A 13,991-nucleotide genomic window follows, 5' to 3' on the forward strand; every position below is an offset into this window, starting at 1 on the left:
ATTTTCTCCTTAATCTTCAATATATTCTAAATCATTTATTAACAAATCTTCTAAAGCTTCTCTTTTTACAGCAAGACTTGCCTTGCCATCTTCCACAAATACCACAGCAGGCTTTAGCTGCTTGTTGTAGGATGAAGACATGGCAAGCGAGTAGGCTCCGGTATTTTCTATAGCAAGGATATCGCCCTTTTGTGGGCTATTTAGCCTTGCCTCATCTATCAAGATATCACCTGACTCACAAAGCTTACCTGCCACCCTATAAGTCTTATAAGCTTCCCCCTTGGTCCTATTTGCAAGGAGAGAGTCGTATTTAGCCCCATAAAGGCTGGGTCTGATATTATCACTCATGCCCCCATCTACAAAAACTAGAGGCAAGCCTTCTAGTGTATGTTTGATAGAACCTACCCTATAGAGGGTTGTACCTGCTTGATTTACCATAGACCTACCTGGCTCTATGCCTACAGTCTCTATTGATAAGTCATAATCTTTTATAGATTTTTCTATGTAGCCTATAAATTCTTTAAGAAAGGCTTTCAAATCATAAGAAGGATCCGATGTATTTTGTCTAACTCCAAAGCCTCCACCGAAATTTATCGCCTTAAATTTATAGGCTAAAGCCTCTTCCATTTCCTTAGTAAATCTAAGTAAGATATCAGCTTCTTCCTTGAAAAATCCAAGCTCATTGACCTGGCTACCTATATGAGCGTGAAAACCAAGAAGCTTGATGGCCTTTGAATTTACCATCTCTTTTATTATATCCTTTAATTTTTCATCTCTTATGTTTATTCCAAATTTTGAATCAGCATTTGATGTTTGGATATATTTATGAGTTGATGTCTTCACATCAGGATTAATCCTAAGTAGGCAGTCGATTTTTTTATCAGAATTTAAAAGCAAATCTTCTATTAGTTTAAATTCTTCGTAATTATCTATTATTATCAGGCCGATATTATTATCTATAGCATAGGCAAGTTCTTCTTTTGTTTTATTATTACCATGAAAATGAATTTTTTCAGGCTTAAAACCTGCTTTCAAAGCTAGAAATATTTCCCCCATTGAAACAGCATCTAAAAAAGTTCCTTTTTTGGCTAGTAGGCCAAGGATATAGAGATTGGAAAGTGCCTTTGATGCATAAATCACCTCGGTTCTTAGGGTATCTGACTTAAAATTTTCTATAAAACAAGAAGCCGTATCCTTTATTAATTTTTGATCATATACATAAAGGGGTGTTCCATATTCCTCTACTAATTTTAAAGTCGAAACCCCACCAATATGGAGAATATTGTCTATATATTCATAGTTTTTTTCTAACATTTTTCCTCCTAATCATGACTTAATACTTGGCCCAAAAAGAAAAAGACCACAAGCAAAAGGCTCATGATCTTCCTTTCGCCTGACTTAGCAAGTACTCCAAAAAGATTTGGCACATCTTTTTGACAGTCATATACCTATTTGACATATGACCAATACCATGTATTTCGGCGGTTACACCTTTCGGTTCTCCTAATCTTTGCAACCGCGACCCCTTAACTAAATCTGTATTTATTAAATAGTCTATCAGTTATTATGTATTTTGTCAAGTTTTAAATTATTTTTATGCAAGATATTTTATTTTAATGCAAATAGTGGTATACTTTAATACAATGGGAGAATATGATATGAAAAAAACAGCTAAATTGGGTGGAAGCTCGGTAGCTAACGCCAATCAAATAAAAAAATTAACAAATATTGTAAAAAATGATAAAGACATAAGGGCTATCGTCGTCTCTGCCCCAGGCAAGAGGTTTAAGGAAGATATAAAGGTCACTGACCTTTTAATAAATCTTTATAAGGATTATAAACAAGCTAGTCCTAGCTATATCAGTAGCTTAGACCAGATAATACTTAGGTATGAAGATATAGCAAGGGACCTTGGCCTTGATTTGAGCCTTATTGATTCTTTTAGAGAAATTCTTATTGGATTTTTAGAGGACATAGATGATGATTTTTATCTAGAAAATGCCATAAAATCTGCCGGAGAAGATTTTAATGCAAGACTTATAGCAGCCCACCTTAAAAATCAGGGCATTGATGCAAAATACATATCCCCAAAAGACCTTGGAATAAGACTTGAATACTCTTTAAATGATGCTAAAATCTTAGATATTTCCTATGATTTGATTAAAAAATATGAAGATTGCAAGGATATTTTGGTCATTCCTGGATTTTTCGGCTACAATGATGAAGGCTATAGGCTCACATTTTCAAGGGGAGGTTCAGATATAACAGGATCTATGGTTGCTAGGGGTCTTTCTTGCGATATTTATGAAAATTATACAGATATGACCTATATATATTCAGCAAATCCAAATATGTTTTATAATCCTGCCCCTATCAAAAACATTTCATATGCAGAGATGAGGGAATTATCCTACAATGGTTTTGAGATTTTCCAAGAGGATGCTGTCCAGCCCCTTCTTAATACAAATATTGAAATACACGTAAAGAACACTAACAATCCTGATGCAGGTGGTACTATCATTTCCAAGGATAGGACAGATATAAGTGAAAATCCAATCATAGGAATATCAGATGTCGGAGCTTTTACTTCCTTTACCCTTACTGAATATATGATGAATAGAAAAATCGGTTATATCAAAAATGTCCTCGATATTTTCCAATATATGCACATTGCCGTTGAGCACATTCCTACATCTATCGACTCTGTTTCCATTCTGGTAAGAAGCTCATATATAAAAGATAAATCTAGAAAGCTTTCTATTATAAACGCCATCAATTCATCTTTTGACCTTGATGAATTAGACCTTAATGACAGGTTAAAGGCCATTGCTATAGTAGGAGAAGGTCTTAAGGATAAGATGAGTAAGGCCCTTTACATTTTTTCTAAAGTTCTTGATGATATAAATGTAAATATAGAATATATTATCCAGGGGGCTAGCAATAATTCCCTTTTTATCTTTATAGACAAGGATGATGAGGATAAGGCTCTTAAGGCCCTTTATAAGTCAATTTATGAGGAAGAAAGCTTATAATTTTCAAAAAAATTGCCCTGCATTGAATAACCAATGCTAGGGCATTTTTAAATCTTAGATTCTCTTGTTGGTATTTCTCCAGATTCCTAATTCTTCTGCTTGTTTTATTAATTCGTCTCTATTTTCTGGGTGAGCTAGACTTACTAAAGCTTCGGCTGCTTGCCAGGTTGTTAGACCCTTAAAGTTTACTATACCTTGTTCAGTAGCTATATAGTGGGTGTTAGACCTTACTGCTGTTGCTTGAGTTCCTGGTGCAAAGGTTGGAACGATATTTGAAACTCTCTTACCTTCTTTATTAACTTTAGAAGAAATAAGTGAAATTATTGATCTACCGCCCTTTGATCTATAAGCTCCAAGTACAAAGTCAAGGGCCCCACCTGCTCCTGAAATGTGTTTTGTTCCTACGGTTTCAGCTGAAATTTGTCCCCAAAGGTCTACTTGAAGGACTGTATTGATTGATACGAAATTATCAAGAGATGCTATTACTCCTACATCATTTACATAATCAACTGGTGCTGCCATTAATTCTTCATTGTCATCTATATAGTCATAGAGTTCTTGGCTACCTGCCGCGAAAGCGTAAGTTTGACGGCCTATGTCTATGTTTTTCTTAAGACCCGTTATCCTACCTGCTAGGGCCATTTCTCTAAAGGCATCTACATACATTTCTGAGTGAACGCCTAAATCTTTTAGGTCAGATTTTGCTATTTGAGAACCGATAGCATTTGGAAGTCCACCTATACCTAATTGAATTGTATCTCCATCACGAAGCATATCTACTACATATTTGGCAGCCTTTAGCTCTTCTTCACCAAATTTTGCACTTGGAAGAGTTAGCATTGGATAGTTGCTTGATTCAAATACATAATCTACGTCTTTGATGTTGATAAAGTTTTCAAAACCACCAAGAGCTCTTGGTACGTTTTCATTTATTTCTAGAATAATCTTGTCAGAATTTTGGAAAGATGCAATTGTGTGTGATGCAGAAACACCAAAGTTGAAGTTGCCATGCTTATCCATTGGTGATACTTGGATTACACTTATAGCTGCTCTCTCAGCATTTTCTGCAAGATATCTTGGAAGCTCACTATATTTAATTGGCATAAAGTAAGCACCATATTTGTTGTTATTTATTAATTTTCTCTCTGTACCTGATGCATGCCAAGAATGATATGTGATATGCTCTCCTGTTGGATCAGCTGCTCCTACATATGGCATATATGGAACAACGCCTCCTCTTACCTTTACATCCTTAACTTCATTAACTCTTGCTGCTAGGGCCTTGTCAAAATCAACTGGAGTAAGAGCTGCCCAACCAAGTTCAATCCAGTCACCATCTTTTACCATTGCAGCAGCTTCTTTGGCTGTAATTAGCTTTTCTTCATATAGTTTATTATAGTCCATTAATAAAACTCCTTTGTAATATCGTTTTCTTAATTAAATTATACCCATTATTGAAAAAAATTATCAATCTTTTCTATTTATTTTTTAAATGATAGCAAAAAAAGTATGCAGACAAGAATATCCGCATACTTTATAAACTATCTTATCTTTCTACTATTACTGCAGTACCCATACCGCCACCTATACAAAGTGTTGCGATACCTTTTTTAGAGTCTCTCTTTTGCATTTCATATAGTAAAGTTGTAAGGATTCTTGCTCCGCTTGCTCCAACTGGGTGACCGATTGCAATTGCTCCACCGTTAACGTTTACTATATCTGTGTTTAGACCTAGTTCTTTAATTACTGATAGAGCTTGAGCTGCGAATGCTTCGTTAGCCTCGATTAGGTCGATATCTTCAAGTGTTAGGTTAGCTTTTTCAAGAGCTTTTCTTACTGTTGGGATTGGGCCTGTACCCATGATTTTTGGATCAACACCTTCTGTAGCGTAAGAAACTATTGTAGCAAGTGGTTTAACGCCAAGTTCTTTAGCTTTTTCTTCACTCATAACTACTAGGCAAGCTGCACCATCGTTAATTCCTGATGCGTTAGCTGCTGTAACTGTACCATCTTTAATAAATGCTGGTCTTAGGCCAGAAATACTTTCTGTTGTAACGCCTTCTTTGATGTATTCATCTGTATCTACTACTGTTACTTTGCCTTTTCTTCCCTTAACTTCTACAGGTACGATTTCATCTTTAAATCTACCTTCAGCTCTAGCTTTTGCAGCTTTTTGTTGGCTTTCAGCAGCTAGTTGGTCTTGTTCTTCTCTTGTTAGGCCGAATTTTTCAGCTATATTTTCTGCTGTAACTCCCATGTGATAGTCATTGAATGCATCCCAAAGTCCATCTTTGATCATTTCATCGACAACTTTTTTATCGCCCATTCTAGCTCCCCATCTTTCATCTGTTAATAGGTATGGAGCGGTAGACATTGATTCTGTACCACCTGCTAGTACTACATCGCAATCACCTGCAAGGATCATTTGAGCTGCTAATGATACTGATCTTAGACCTGAACCACAAACGATGTTAAGAGTCATTGCTGGTTTTTCTATTGGAATACCTGCATCTAGTGCTATTTGACGAGCTATATTTTGGCCATTACCTGCTTGAAGTACACAACCAAGGATTGATTCATCTATATCTTCTGGTTTAATTCCAGCTCTTTCGATTGCTGCTTTAGCTGCTACTGCACCTAATTCTCTAGCTGTTACTGTTTTGAATGCTCCGCCGTATGCGCCTACTGGTGTTCTTGCTGCACTTGCTATTACTACTTTTTTAGTCATATTATCTCCTTAAATTCTTTCTCTATTCAATCTTATTTGCTGTAATCGTAGAAGCCTTTACCTGTTTTTCTACCAAGGTCTCCTGCTCTTACCATTTGTCTTAGAAGTGGGCATGGTCTATATTTGCTATCACCAAATTCATTATAAAGAACTTCCATGATTGCTAGACATGTATCAAGTCCAATTAAATCTCCTAAAGCAAGAGGTCCCATTGGGTGGTTTGCACCAAGTTGCATACCTTTATCTATATCTTCAACACTTGCAAGTCCATCAGCTAATACGCCAACAGCTTCGTTGATCATTGGGATTAGAAGTCTATTTACTACAAAGCCTGGACCTTCTTTAACTTCGATTGGTTGTTTGCCAAGTTTTTCAGCTAGTTCAAAGATTGTCTTGTTTGTTTCATCAGATGTGTGAAGACCTCTGATAACTTCAACAAGTTTCATAACTGGAACTGGATTGAAGAAGTGCATACCAATTACATTTTCTGGTCTTTTTGTAACTGCAGCTATGTCTGTGATTGAAAGTGATGATGTGTTTGAAGCAAGGATTGCACCTTCTTTAACTACTTCATCTAATTCTTTAAAGATTTCTTTTTTAAGTTTTGGATTTTCTGTTGCAGCTTCGATTACTACATCACAATCAGCTAAATCTTTAACTTCTGTTGTATAAGAAATGTTTTTAAGAGCAGCTTCTTTAGCTTCTTCTGTCATTCTTTCTTTAGCAACTTGTTTAGCATAAGATTTTTCTATTCTAGCTTTTGCTTTTTCTAAGAATTCATCTTTAATATCTCTTACAACAACTTCATAACTTTTAGCAGCAGTTTCTACAATTCCGCCACCCATGATTCCTGAACCAATTACACCAATTTTCATTTAAAATCTCCTTATTTGTTTTTAAATTCTGCCTTACCCTTGTTTAGGAAAGCTTCCATGCCTGCTTTTTGATCTTCACTTGAGAATGTTAGAGCAAATAGGTTTTCTTCAACCTTGATTGCACTATCAATATCAACTTGTCCACCAACATTGATTGCTTCTTTTGATGCTCTAACAGCTATTGGAGCATTGCCAGCAATCTTGTTTGCAAGTTCGTTTACTCTTTCTTCAAGCTTATCAGCTTCTACTACTTCTTGTACAAGTCCAATTTCATAAGCCTTGTCAGCTTTGATATTGTTTGCAGTATATATTAAATATTTAGCGAAGCCAGGACCAACTAATCTTTGTAGTCTTTGTGTTCCAGCAAAACCTGGTGTTATGCCAAGACCAACTTCAGGTTGACCAAATAAAGCCTTTTCACTAGCTATTCTAAAATCACAACTCATAGCAAGTTCGCATCCACCACCTAGGGCAAATCCGTTAATTTGAGCTATTACTGGAATTGGAAGTGACTCAATTTTTCTAAATACTGATAGTCCTTTTGCACCAAATTCTTTGCCTTCTATAGGTGTAAGAGTTGACATTTCTTTAATATCAGCTCCTGCAACAAAGCTTCTGCCTTCGCCTGTGATTATAAGGCATCTAAGGTCTTTATCTTTTTTGATTTCCTCTACTAAAATATCTAGTTCATCAAGTACTTCTGAATTAAGTGCGTTTAAAGCTTCTGGTCTATTGATACTTAATTTGCCAACATAACCATTAACTTCATACTTTAGAGTTTTGTATTCCATTAATCCCCCTTTTTATAAATCGTTTGCAACATCTAATCTAAGTTTATCTGGGCTATTATTTATATACCCATAAGTATATCCTTATATAATTATTATAACAGTTGATATTTTTTTGTCAATCAAATATGTATATTTTTTAACAAAAATAGTTAAATTTTTAATGATTATTTTCTATATTTTATCCTAGTATATAAGATTGACTATATTTTGTCTATACCATGTAATAAAAAAGGCAGTTTTGCAAATGAAAATAAATTTTAATTATCTAGACTTTTAAATCAGCCTTCTAGCAGGCTTATAGGATTACTATAAGCCTACCATCAGCCTTTGTCTTAATTATATTCTTTCATTTTGCAAGAGTGCCTTATATTTTATTATCAAGCTTTTCTAGCGTTTATCTTTTCGATAAGTGCAGGTACTACCTCAAATAAATCTCCTACGATACCATAATCTGCAACATCAAAGATTGGAGCATCTGGATCTTTATTTATAGCAATTATTGTATCTGACGCGTTAATACCAGCCAAATGTTGGATAGCTCCAGATATACCTACTGCTATATATACCTTAGGTGCTACAGTTTTACCTGATTGACCTACTTGGTGAGAGTGAGAAATCCATCCTGAGTCTACTAATGGACGAGATGATCCTACTGTTGCACCTAGGGCTTCTGCTAGGTCTTCAATAAGCTTTAAGTTGCTTGGATCGCCTAGACCACGTCCACCTGATACGATAAATTCAGCTCCAACTAAATCTACATCATCTCCTTCATCTCTTGGGATAAAGTCAAGGATTTTTGTTCTGATTTCACCTGTAAATTCTATATTTTCTTCGATTTCTTCGATATTATCTTTTCTACCGAATGCTTCTTTAGGGAATACGCCTGGACGTACTGTACCCATTTGTGGTCTTGAGTCTGGGCATAGGATTTGTGCCATTAAGTTACCACCAAATGCTGGTCTTGTCCATTGTACATTTCCTGTTTCAGCATCAACATCAAGTTCTGTACAGTCTGCTGTAAGTCCTGTGTGAAGTCTTGCTGAAACTCTTGGGCCTAAATCTCTACCTTGGTTTGTTGCACCAATTAAGATTGTGTCTGGGTTGTATTTTTCAACAAGTTTTTCTATTGCATTTGCATAAACATCTGTGCTGTAATCTTTGTATACTTCACCTTCGCAAGTGATTATTCTATCAACACCATGATCTTTTACTTCTTCTTTAGCTTTTGCTACATCTTGACCGATTATAACAGCTACTAGGTCTCCACCAAGTGTGTCAGCCATTTTTCTTCCTGGATTTAATAATTCAAGACCTACATTTACAGCTGAACCATCTTCTTTAGTTTCGACTATTACCCAAAGGTTTTTATTTTCTGACATAGTTCCTCCTTAAATAAGCTTCTTATCAGCTAAAGCTGCTATTAGCTTATCACAAGCTTCTCCAGCTTCCATATCTACAAACATTTCACCAGTTTTTTCAACTGTTGGTGTGTAAGATTTGTTTACTCTTGTTGGTGAGCCTTTTAGACCTATAGCTGTTTCATCTATAGTATCTTTAAGTTCTTCAAGTGTAATTTGTTCGATAGTTGCTTTTTTAGCTTTTAATTTATTTTTGATTTTTGGATATCTTAAATCTTCATCACCGTATTTTGTAAATGTTACAAGACCTGGAAGTGTCATTTGGATATTTCTAGCTCCACCTTCTACTTCTTGAAGTACTTTTATTCCTTCATCATTTAATTCTACTGTATAAGCATAAGTTACTTGTGGAAGTCCTAAGTGTTCAGCTATTTCTGGACCTACTTGAGCTGTATCACCATCGATTGCTTGAAGTCCACAAAATACCATGTCTGGTTGTCCTTCAGTTTCAGCTACTTTTTTGATAGCTTCAGAAATTATATATGATGTAGCTAAAGTATCTGAACCACCAAATTTTCTATCTGTAACTAGGTAAGCATTGTCAGCACCTACTGCTAGACAATCTCTAAGCATTTGATCTGCTTGTGGAGGTCCCATTGATATAACTGTAATTTTAATTTCTGGATCTTTATCTTTTAGTCTTAAAGCTTGCTCAAGAGCAAAAGCATCATAAGTATTTAAAATGCTTGGAACGCCTTTTCTTATTAATGTATTAGTAACCGGATCAATTTTAATCTCATTTGTATCCGGAACTTGTTTAGCACATACGAATATGTTCATATTTATCTCCCTTCGATTTATATTATCTTAAAAGTGAACCACTTATATTATCTTAAAAGTGAACCACCAACAACCATTAACATAACTTCTGAAGTACCTTCATAGATTTCTGTTATCTTGGCGTCTCTCATCATTCTTTCTACTTCGTATTCTTTAGAATAGCCGTAACCACCAAATAGTTGAACAGCTTTTGTTGTAACATCCATTGCTACTCTTGCAGCTTTTAACTTAGCTTCAGCAGCTGCTACTGTATAGCTTTCGCCAGAATCTTTAAGGGTTGCTGCTTTATAAACTAGGTGACGAGCTGATTCAATATCTATAGCCATTTCAGCTAATTTGAATTGTGTGTTTTGGAATTTAGCTATTGGTCTACCAAATTGTTGTCTTTCTTTAACATATTTGATAGCTTTGTTTAAAGCTCCTTCTGCTATACCTAAAGCTTGAGCTGCTATACCAATTCTACCACCATCTAGTGTTTGCATAGCATATTTAAAGCCCTTGCCTTCTTCGCCAAGTAGGTTTGCAGCTGGGATTCTACAATCTCTAAATACTAATTCCATTGTAGATGAAGCTTTGATACCCATCTTATCTTCTTTAGCACCAAAATCAAAACCTGGTGTTCCTTTTTCAACTATAAATGCTGAAATACCTTTTGTGCCTTGTGATTTATCTGTCATTGCAAATACAACATATGTGTCAGCATAACCAGCGTTTGTTATAAAGATTTTTGATCCGTTAAGAACGTATTCATCACCATCTTTAACAGCTGTAGTTTTTTGACCTGAAGCATCTGTACCAGCGTCTGGTTCTGTAAGAGCAAAAGCACCTAATTTTTCGCCTGAAGCAAGTGGTGTAAGGTATTTTTCCTTTTGTTCTTCGTTACCAAATTTATTAATCGCATCAGCACAAAGTGATGTATGAGCTGAAACTATAACTCCTGTTGAAGCACATGCTTTTGATAATTCTTCAACACAAAGTACATATGTAAGTGTATCTAGTCCGATTCCACCGTATTCTTCATCAAAAGGAATACCAAAGAATCCTAATTCTTGCATTTTAGCAACATTTTCTTCAGGGAATCTGTGCTCTTCATCAATTTCAATTGCTATTGGAGCAACTTCTTTTTCTGCAAAATCTCTAAACATTTGTTGCATTTCTAATTGTTCTTCATTTAACTTATACATATTAACTCCTTATTACTAATATTACCTATAAGATTGTATAACTCTTACAGGCTTATCCTACTGTTATTATCTTAACAATCAAATGGGACTTTGTCAAATAAAAATCAAAATTTTTACAAAATAAGCATAGAAGCATAGGTATTTTAACTAAATCTCGATGAAAAAGTATAAATACCCTAGTAAAAAATATTTTTTATTAAATCCTATTTATGTAAATTATACTTGCAATCAAGGCTTTTTCAAACGTTTTCTTGCTCTTGTCAAAATAATCATGTATTTTTTTTAACATTTTAATTTGATTTGATTAAATATTTTTGTTATACTATTAAAGACAAACAATATAGTTTGTGTCAGTTTCATAAGGAGGATAAATATGACTGATTATAACAAAGTTGATGAAAATATAATTCAACAATTTAGAGATTATGTTTCTGGCAAAGTTTATGCAGGAAACGATATCAACGAAGACTTTTTCCACGATGAAATGCCTATCTATGGTTCTTACCAACCAGATGTATTGATCGAAGCTAAATCCACAGATGATGTATCTACAATCCTTACAATTTGTAACGAACATAAGATACCTGTACTAGCTCGTGGTGCTGGTTCTGGTCTAGTAGGATCTGGTGTTGCTATCAACGGCGGAGTTATGATTGATATGCAAGGAATGAACAAAATCCTTGAATACGATCTTGATAACTTAGTTGTAAAGGTACAACCTGGTGTTTACCTACACGACCTAGCTGAAGATTGTCTAACAAAAGGCTATATGTACCCACCTGATCCAGGCGAAAAATTTGCAACTCTTGGTGGAAACGTATCAACAAATGCCGGCGGTATGAGAGCTGTAAAATATGGTACAACAAGAGATTATGTAAGAGCAATGGAAGTAGTTTTACCAACTGGTGAAGTAACAAGATTTGGTGCTGTAGTTTCTAAAACATCTACAGGTTATTCTCTAAAAGATCTTATGGTAGGTTCTGAAGGTACACTTGGAATTATAACAGAATTAACACTAAGAATAGTTCCACAAGCTAAACATACAATTTCTTTAATAGTTCCATTTGAAACACTAGAAGATTGTATAGCTACAGTTCCAGTACTATTTAGAGCTCACTTAAAACCACAAGCTATAGAATTTATGGAAAGAAAAATTATTATAGCATCTGAAAAATACATAGGTAAGGAAACATTCCCTAAAAACATAGAAGGTACAGATGTTAATGCTTACCTACTTATCACCTTCGATGGTGACAACGAAGATGAAATCGACCTACAAATGGAACAAGCTGCAGAACTATTAGTAGAAAATGGAGCAATCGATGTACTAGTAGCAGATACACCAAATGCAATAAAAGACGCATGGGCAGCAAGAAGCTCCTTCCTAGAAGCAATCGACAGCCAATACAAACTAGTAGATGAGTGCGACGTGGTAGTTCCAATCAACAAGATAGCAGAATTCATCAACTTCGTAAATGAAGCAGGCGAAAAATATGACTTCGACGTTCAATCATTTGGTCACGCTGGTGATGGTAACCTCCACATTTACGCAGTATCAAATGACGAAGACAAAAAAGAAGAATTCAACAAACAAGTTCATGATTTCATGGAAGAAATCTATACAAAAGCCTATGAATTTGGTGGACAACTATCAGGTGAACACGGTATAGGCCACGGTAAACTACAATACATGAGAGAATTTGAAGGAGAAATAAATACAAATCTAATCAGGGGAATCAAAAAAGTATTCGACCCTAACATGATTCTAAATCCAGGAAAAGTTGTATCTGTAGACTAAGGACAGATCAATGAAATACCTAAAAGAATTTGTAATCCTGTGCGCATGCCTATTTCTAGGCGTGCTCACAAGGAAAATAATTAACTTTCCTGTTCCAGAAGCAGTTTATGGAATGTTTTATCTTTTCCTAGCGCTTCGCTTCAATATCTTAAAGGTAGAAGATGTAAAAACAACATCAGATGGTATTTTAATTAACCTAGCATTTTTATTTGTACCTGTAGGTGTAGGAATAATGGCCAATTACGATGTAATAAAAGGCAAAATCCCTGCCCTAGTAATTTCAGTATTAATTGGAACAGCAGTAACAATGATTGTAACAGGTTTAGTAGTGCAAACCTTGCAAAAAAGGAGAAAATAGATATGGAAGCAATATTTAATAACCAATATTTTGGAATAATCCTCTCCTTTGCAGCCTATGAAATCGCCAAATGGATAAACTCAAAATTAAAAACCGCCCTAGCAAATCCTTTGCTAATAGCAATCTTACTTATAGTAGGATTCTTATATGTAACAGGAATCCCTTATGAATACTATAAGCTTGGCGGAGACTTCATAGCATTTTTCATAGGACCAGCAACAGTTGCAATGATCATAGACCTTTACATAAACCTCGATGTCCTAAAGAAAAACATCATACCAATCCTGGTAGGGGTTTTGATAGGATCAATAGTATCAATGCTACTAGCCATAGGACTAACAAAAGTATTAGGTCTTGGAAAAGATTTAACAGTATCCTTAATACCACAATCAATAACAACAGCAATAGCAATATCCCTATCTGGAGAATACCAAGGAATCGTTGCTCTAACAGCTATAACAGTAGTAATAAGAGGAGTGACAGGAGCAGTAATAGCTCCACTTGTAATGAAAATCTTCAAGATAACAGACCCAGTAGCTCAAGGAGTTGCAATAGGCACATCATCCCACGCCGTTGGCACATCAGAAGCTAGGATGATGGGAGAAGTCCAAGGAGCAATGAGTGGTTTATCAATTGCTATAGCAGGAATAATGACAGTTATATTAATGCCAGTGGCAATAATGATAGTAGGAATAGTATTTTAACTTTAAAGGGGCTTACAAAAGCCCCTTTTAAAAATCCCCTCTTTTATTCATAGATAAATATTATTATTTTTCTTTATTATCCAAGATAATATTATTATTTAGCTTAATTCTTCGTTATTTTATCTTTTATTAAATGATTATTTTTTACTATTGAATCTTCGTACCTAGGGGGAACCCAAGGGGGCGGCAGATGCCCTGTAGGACTCCCCAAAAGTTGTAGCTAGAAAAGAGGCTGCAATGAAAAAATATAGTTTAGAATTAAAGAAAAAAGTAATAAAAGAATACGAAGAAGGCGAAATAAGTTTAAATAAATTAGCAAGAAA

General features: G+C 35.1%; 12 protein-coding genes and 1 riboswitch. Of the genes, 4 read left to right on the top strand and 8 right to left on the bottom strand.

Translation table 11 applies throughout. From position 1 onward, the window contains the following. Window positions 1-9 precede the first annotated feature (9 nt). Window positions 10-1,314, bottom strand: a complete 1,305-nt coding sequence (gene lysA / locus NH286_RS07135) for a diaminopimelate decarboxylase (RefSeq protein ID WP_265237871.1) — start codon at window positions 1,312-1,314, stop codon at window positions 10-12. A gap of 81 nt (window positions 1,315-1,395) precedes the next feature. Next, a riboswitch (Lysine riboswitch) is annotated at window positions 1,396-1,536 on the bottom strand. A 122-nt stretch (window positions 1,537-1,658) separates the two neighbouring features. Here lysA and NH286_RS07140 point away from each other — a divergent pair. After that, the gene (locus NH286_RS07140; protein WP_265237873.1) at window positions 1,659-3,032 is read left to right on the top strand and encodes an aspartate kinase; all 1,374 of its coding nucleotides are present in this window, start codon (window positions 1,659-1,661) and stop codon (window positions 3,030-3,032) included. A 54-nt stretch (window positions 3,033-3,086) separates the two neighbouring features. Here NH286_RS07140 and NH286_RS07145 read toward each other — a convergent pair whose 3' ends face one another. The 7 genes from NH286_RS07145 to NH286_RS07175 all read right to left on the bottom strand — a co-directional run bounded on the left by NH286_RS07145 (window position 3,087) and on the right by NH286_RS07175 (window position 10,808). Beyond that, entirely contained in the window at window positions 3,087-4,436 is a 1,350-nt protein-coding gene (locus NH286_RS07145) for an acetyl-CoA hydrolase/transferase C-terminal domain-containing protein (RefSeq protein WP_265237875.1), read from the bottom strand. A 142-nt stretch (window positions 4,437-4,578) separates the two neighbouring features. Further along, on the bottom strand, window positions 4,579-5,760 hold the full coding sequence (locus NH286_RS07150) for an acetyl-CoA C-acetyltransferase (protein WP_265237877.1): 1,182 nt from the start codon (window positions 5,758-5,760) through the stop codon (window positions 4,579-4,581). 32 nt (window positions 5,761-5,792) lie between these two features. Further along, the gene (locus tag NH286_RS07155; RefSeq protein ID WP_265237880.1) at window positions 5,793-6,635 is read right to left on the bottom strand and encodes a 3-hydroxybutyryl-CoA dehydrogenase; all 843 of its coding nucleotides are present in this window, start codon (window positions 6,633-6,635) and stop codon (window positions 5,793-5,795) included. Window positions 6,636-6,646: 11 nt separating this feature from the next. Continuing rightward, window positions 6,647-7,426, bottom strand: a complete 780-nt coding sequence (locus NH286_RS07160; protein WP_106460783.1) for an enoyl-CoA hydratase-related protein — start codon at window positions 7,424-7,426, stop codon at window positions 6,647-6,649. A gap of 377 nt (window positions 7,427-7,803) precedes the next feature. Further along, window positions 7,804-8,805 carry an electron transfer flavoprotein subunit alpha/FixB family protein gene (locus NH286_RS07165; RefSeq protein WP_106460784.1) on the bottom strand — a complete coding sequence of 334 codons (1,002 nt, stop codon included), beginning with the start codon at window positions 8,803-8,805 and terminating at the stop codon, window positions 7,804-7,806. A gap of 9 nt (window positions 8,806-8,814) precedes the next feature. Beyond that, a complete protein-coding gene (locus NH286_RS07170; RefSeq protein WP_106460785.1) occupies window positions 8,815-9,624 on the bottom strand; it encodes an electron transfer flavoprotein subunit beta/FixA family protein in 810 nt (269 codons plus the stop codon). Between the two features lie 47 nt (window positions 9,625-9,671). Continuing rightward, window positions 9,672-10,808, bottom strand: a complete 1,137-nt coding sequence (locus NH286_RS07175) for an acyl-CoA dehydrogenase (RefSeq protein WP_265237882.1) — start codon at window positions 10,806-10,808, stop codon at window positions 9,672-9,674. A gap of 373 nt (window positions 10,809-11,181) precedes the next feature. On the opposite strand from NH286_RS07175, the gene NH286_RS07180 reads away from it, so the two are divergent. The 3 genes from NH286_RS07180 to NH286_RS07190 are packed head-to-tail and all read left to right on the top strand — an operon-like array spanning window position 11,182 to window position 13,668. Then, on the top strand, window positions 11,182-12,606 hold the full coding sequence (locus NH286_RS07180; protein WP_106460787.1) for an FAD-binding oxidoreductase: 1,425 nt from the start codon (window positions 11,182-11,184) through the stop codon (window positions 12,604-12,606). 10 nt (window positions 12,607-12,616) lie between these two features. Next, on the top strand, window positions 12,617-12,964 hold the full coding sequence (locus NH286_RS07185; RefSeq protein ID WP_106460788.1) for a CidA/LrgA family protein: 348 nt from the start codon (window positions 12,617-12,619) through the stop codon (window positions 12,962-12,964). Between the two features lie 11 nt (window positions 12,965-12,975). Next, on the top strand, window positions 12,976-13,668 hold the full coding sequence (locus NH286_RS07190) for an LrgB family protein (protein ID WP_106461136.1): 693 nt from the start codon (window positions 12,976-12,978) through the stop codon (window positions 13,666-13,668). Window positions 13,669-13,991: the final 323 nt, after the last annotated feature.

This window comes from Anaerococcus sp. NML200574 (genome assembly GCF_026131665.1).
Classification (GTDB): domain Bacteria; phylum Bacillota; class Clostridia; order Tissierellales; family Peptoniphilaceae; genus Anaerococcus; species Anaerococcus kampingae.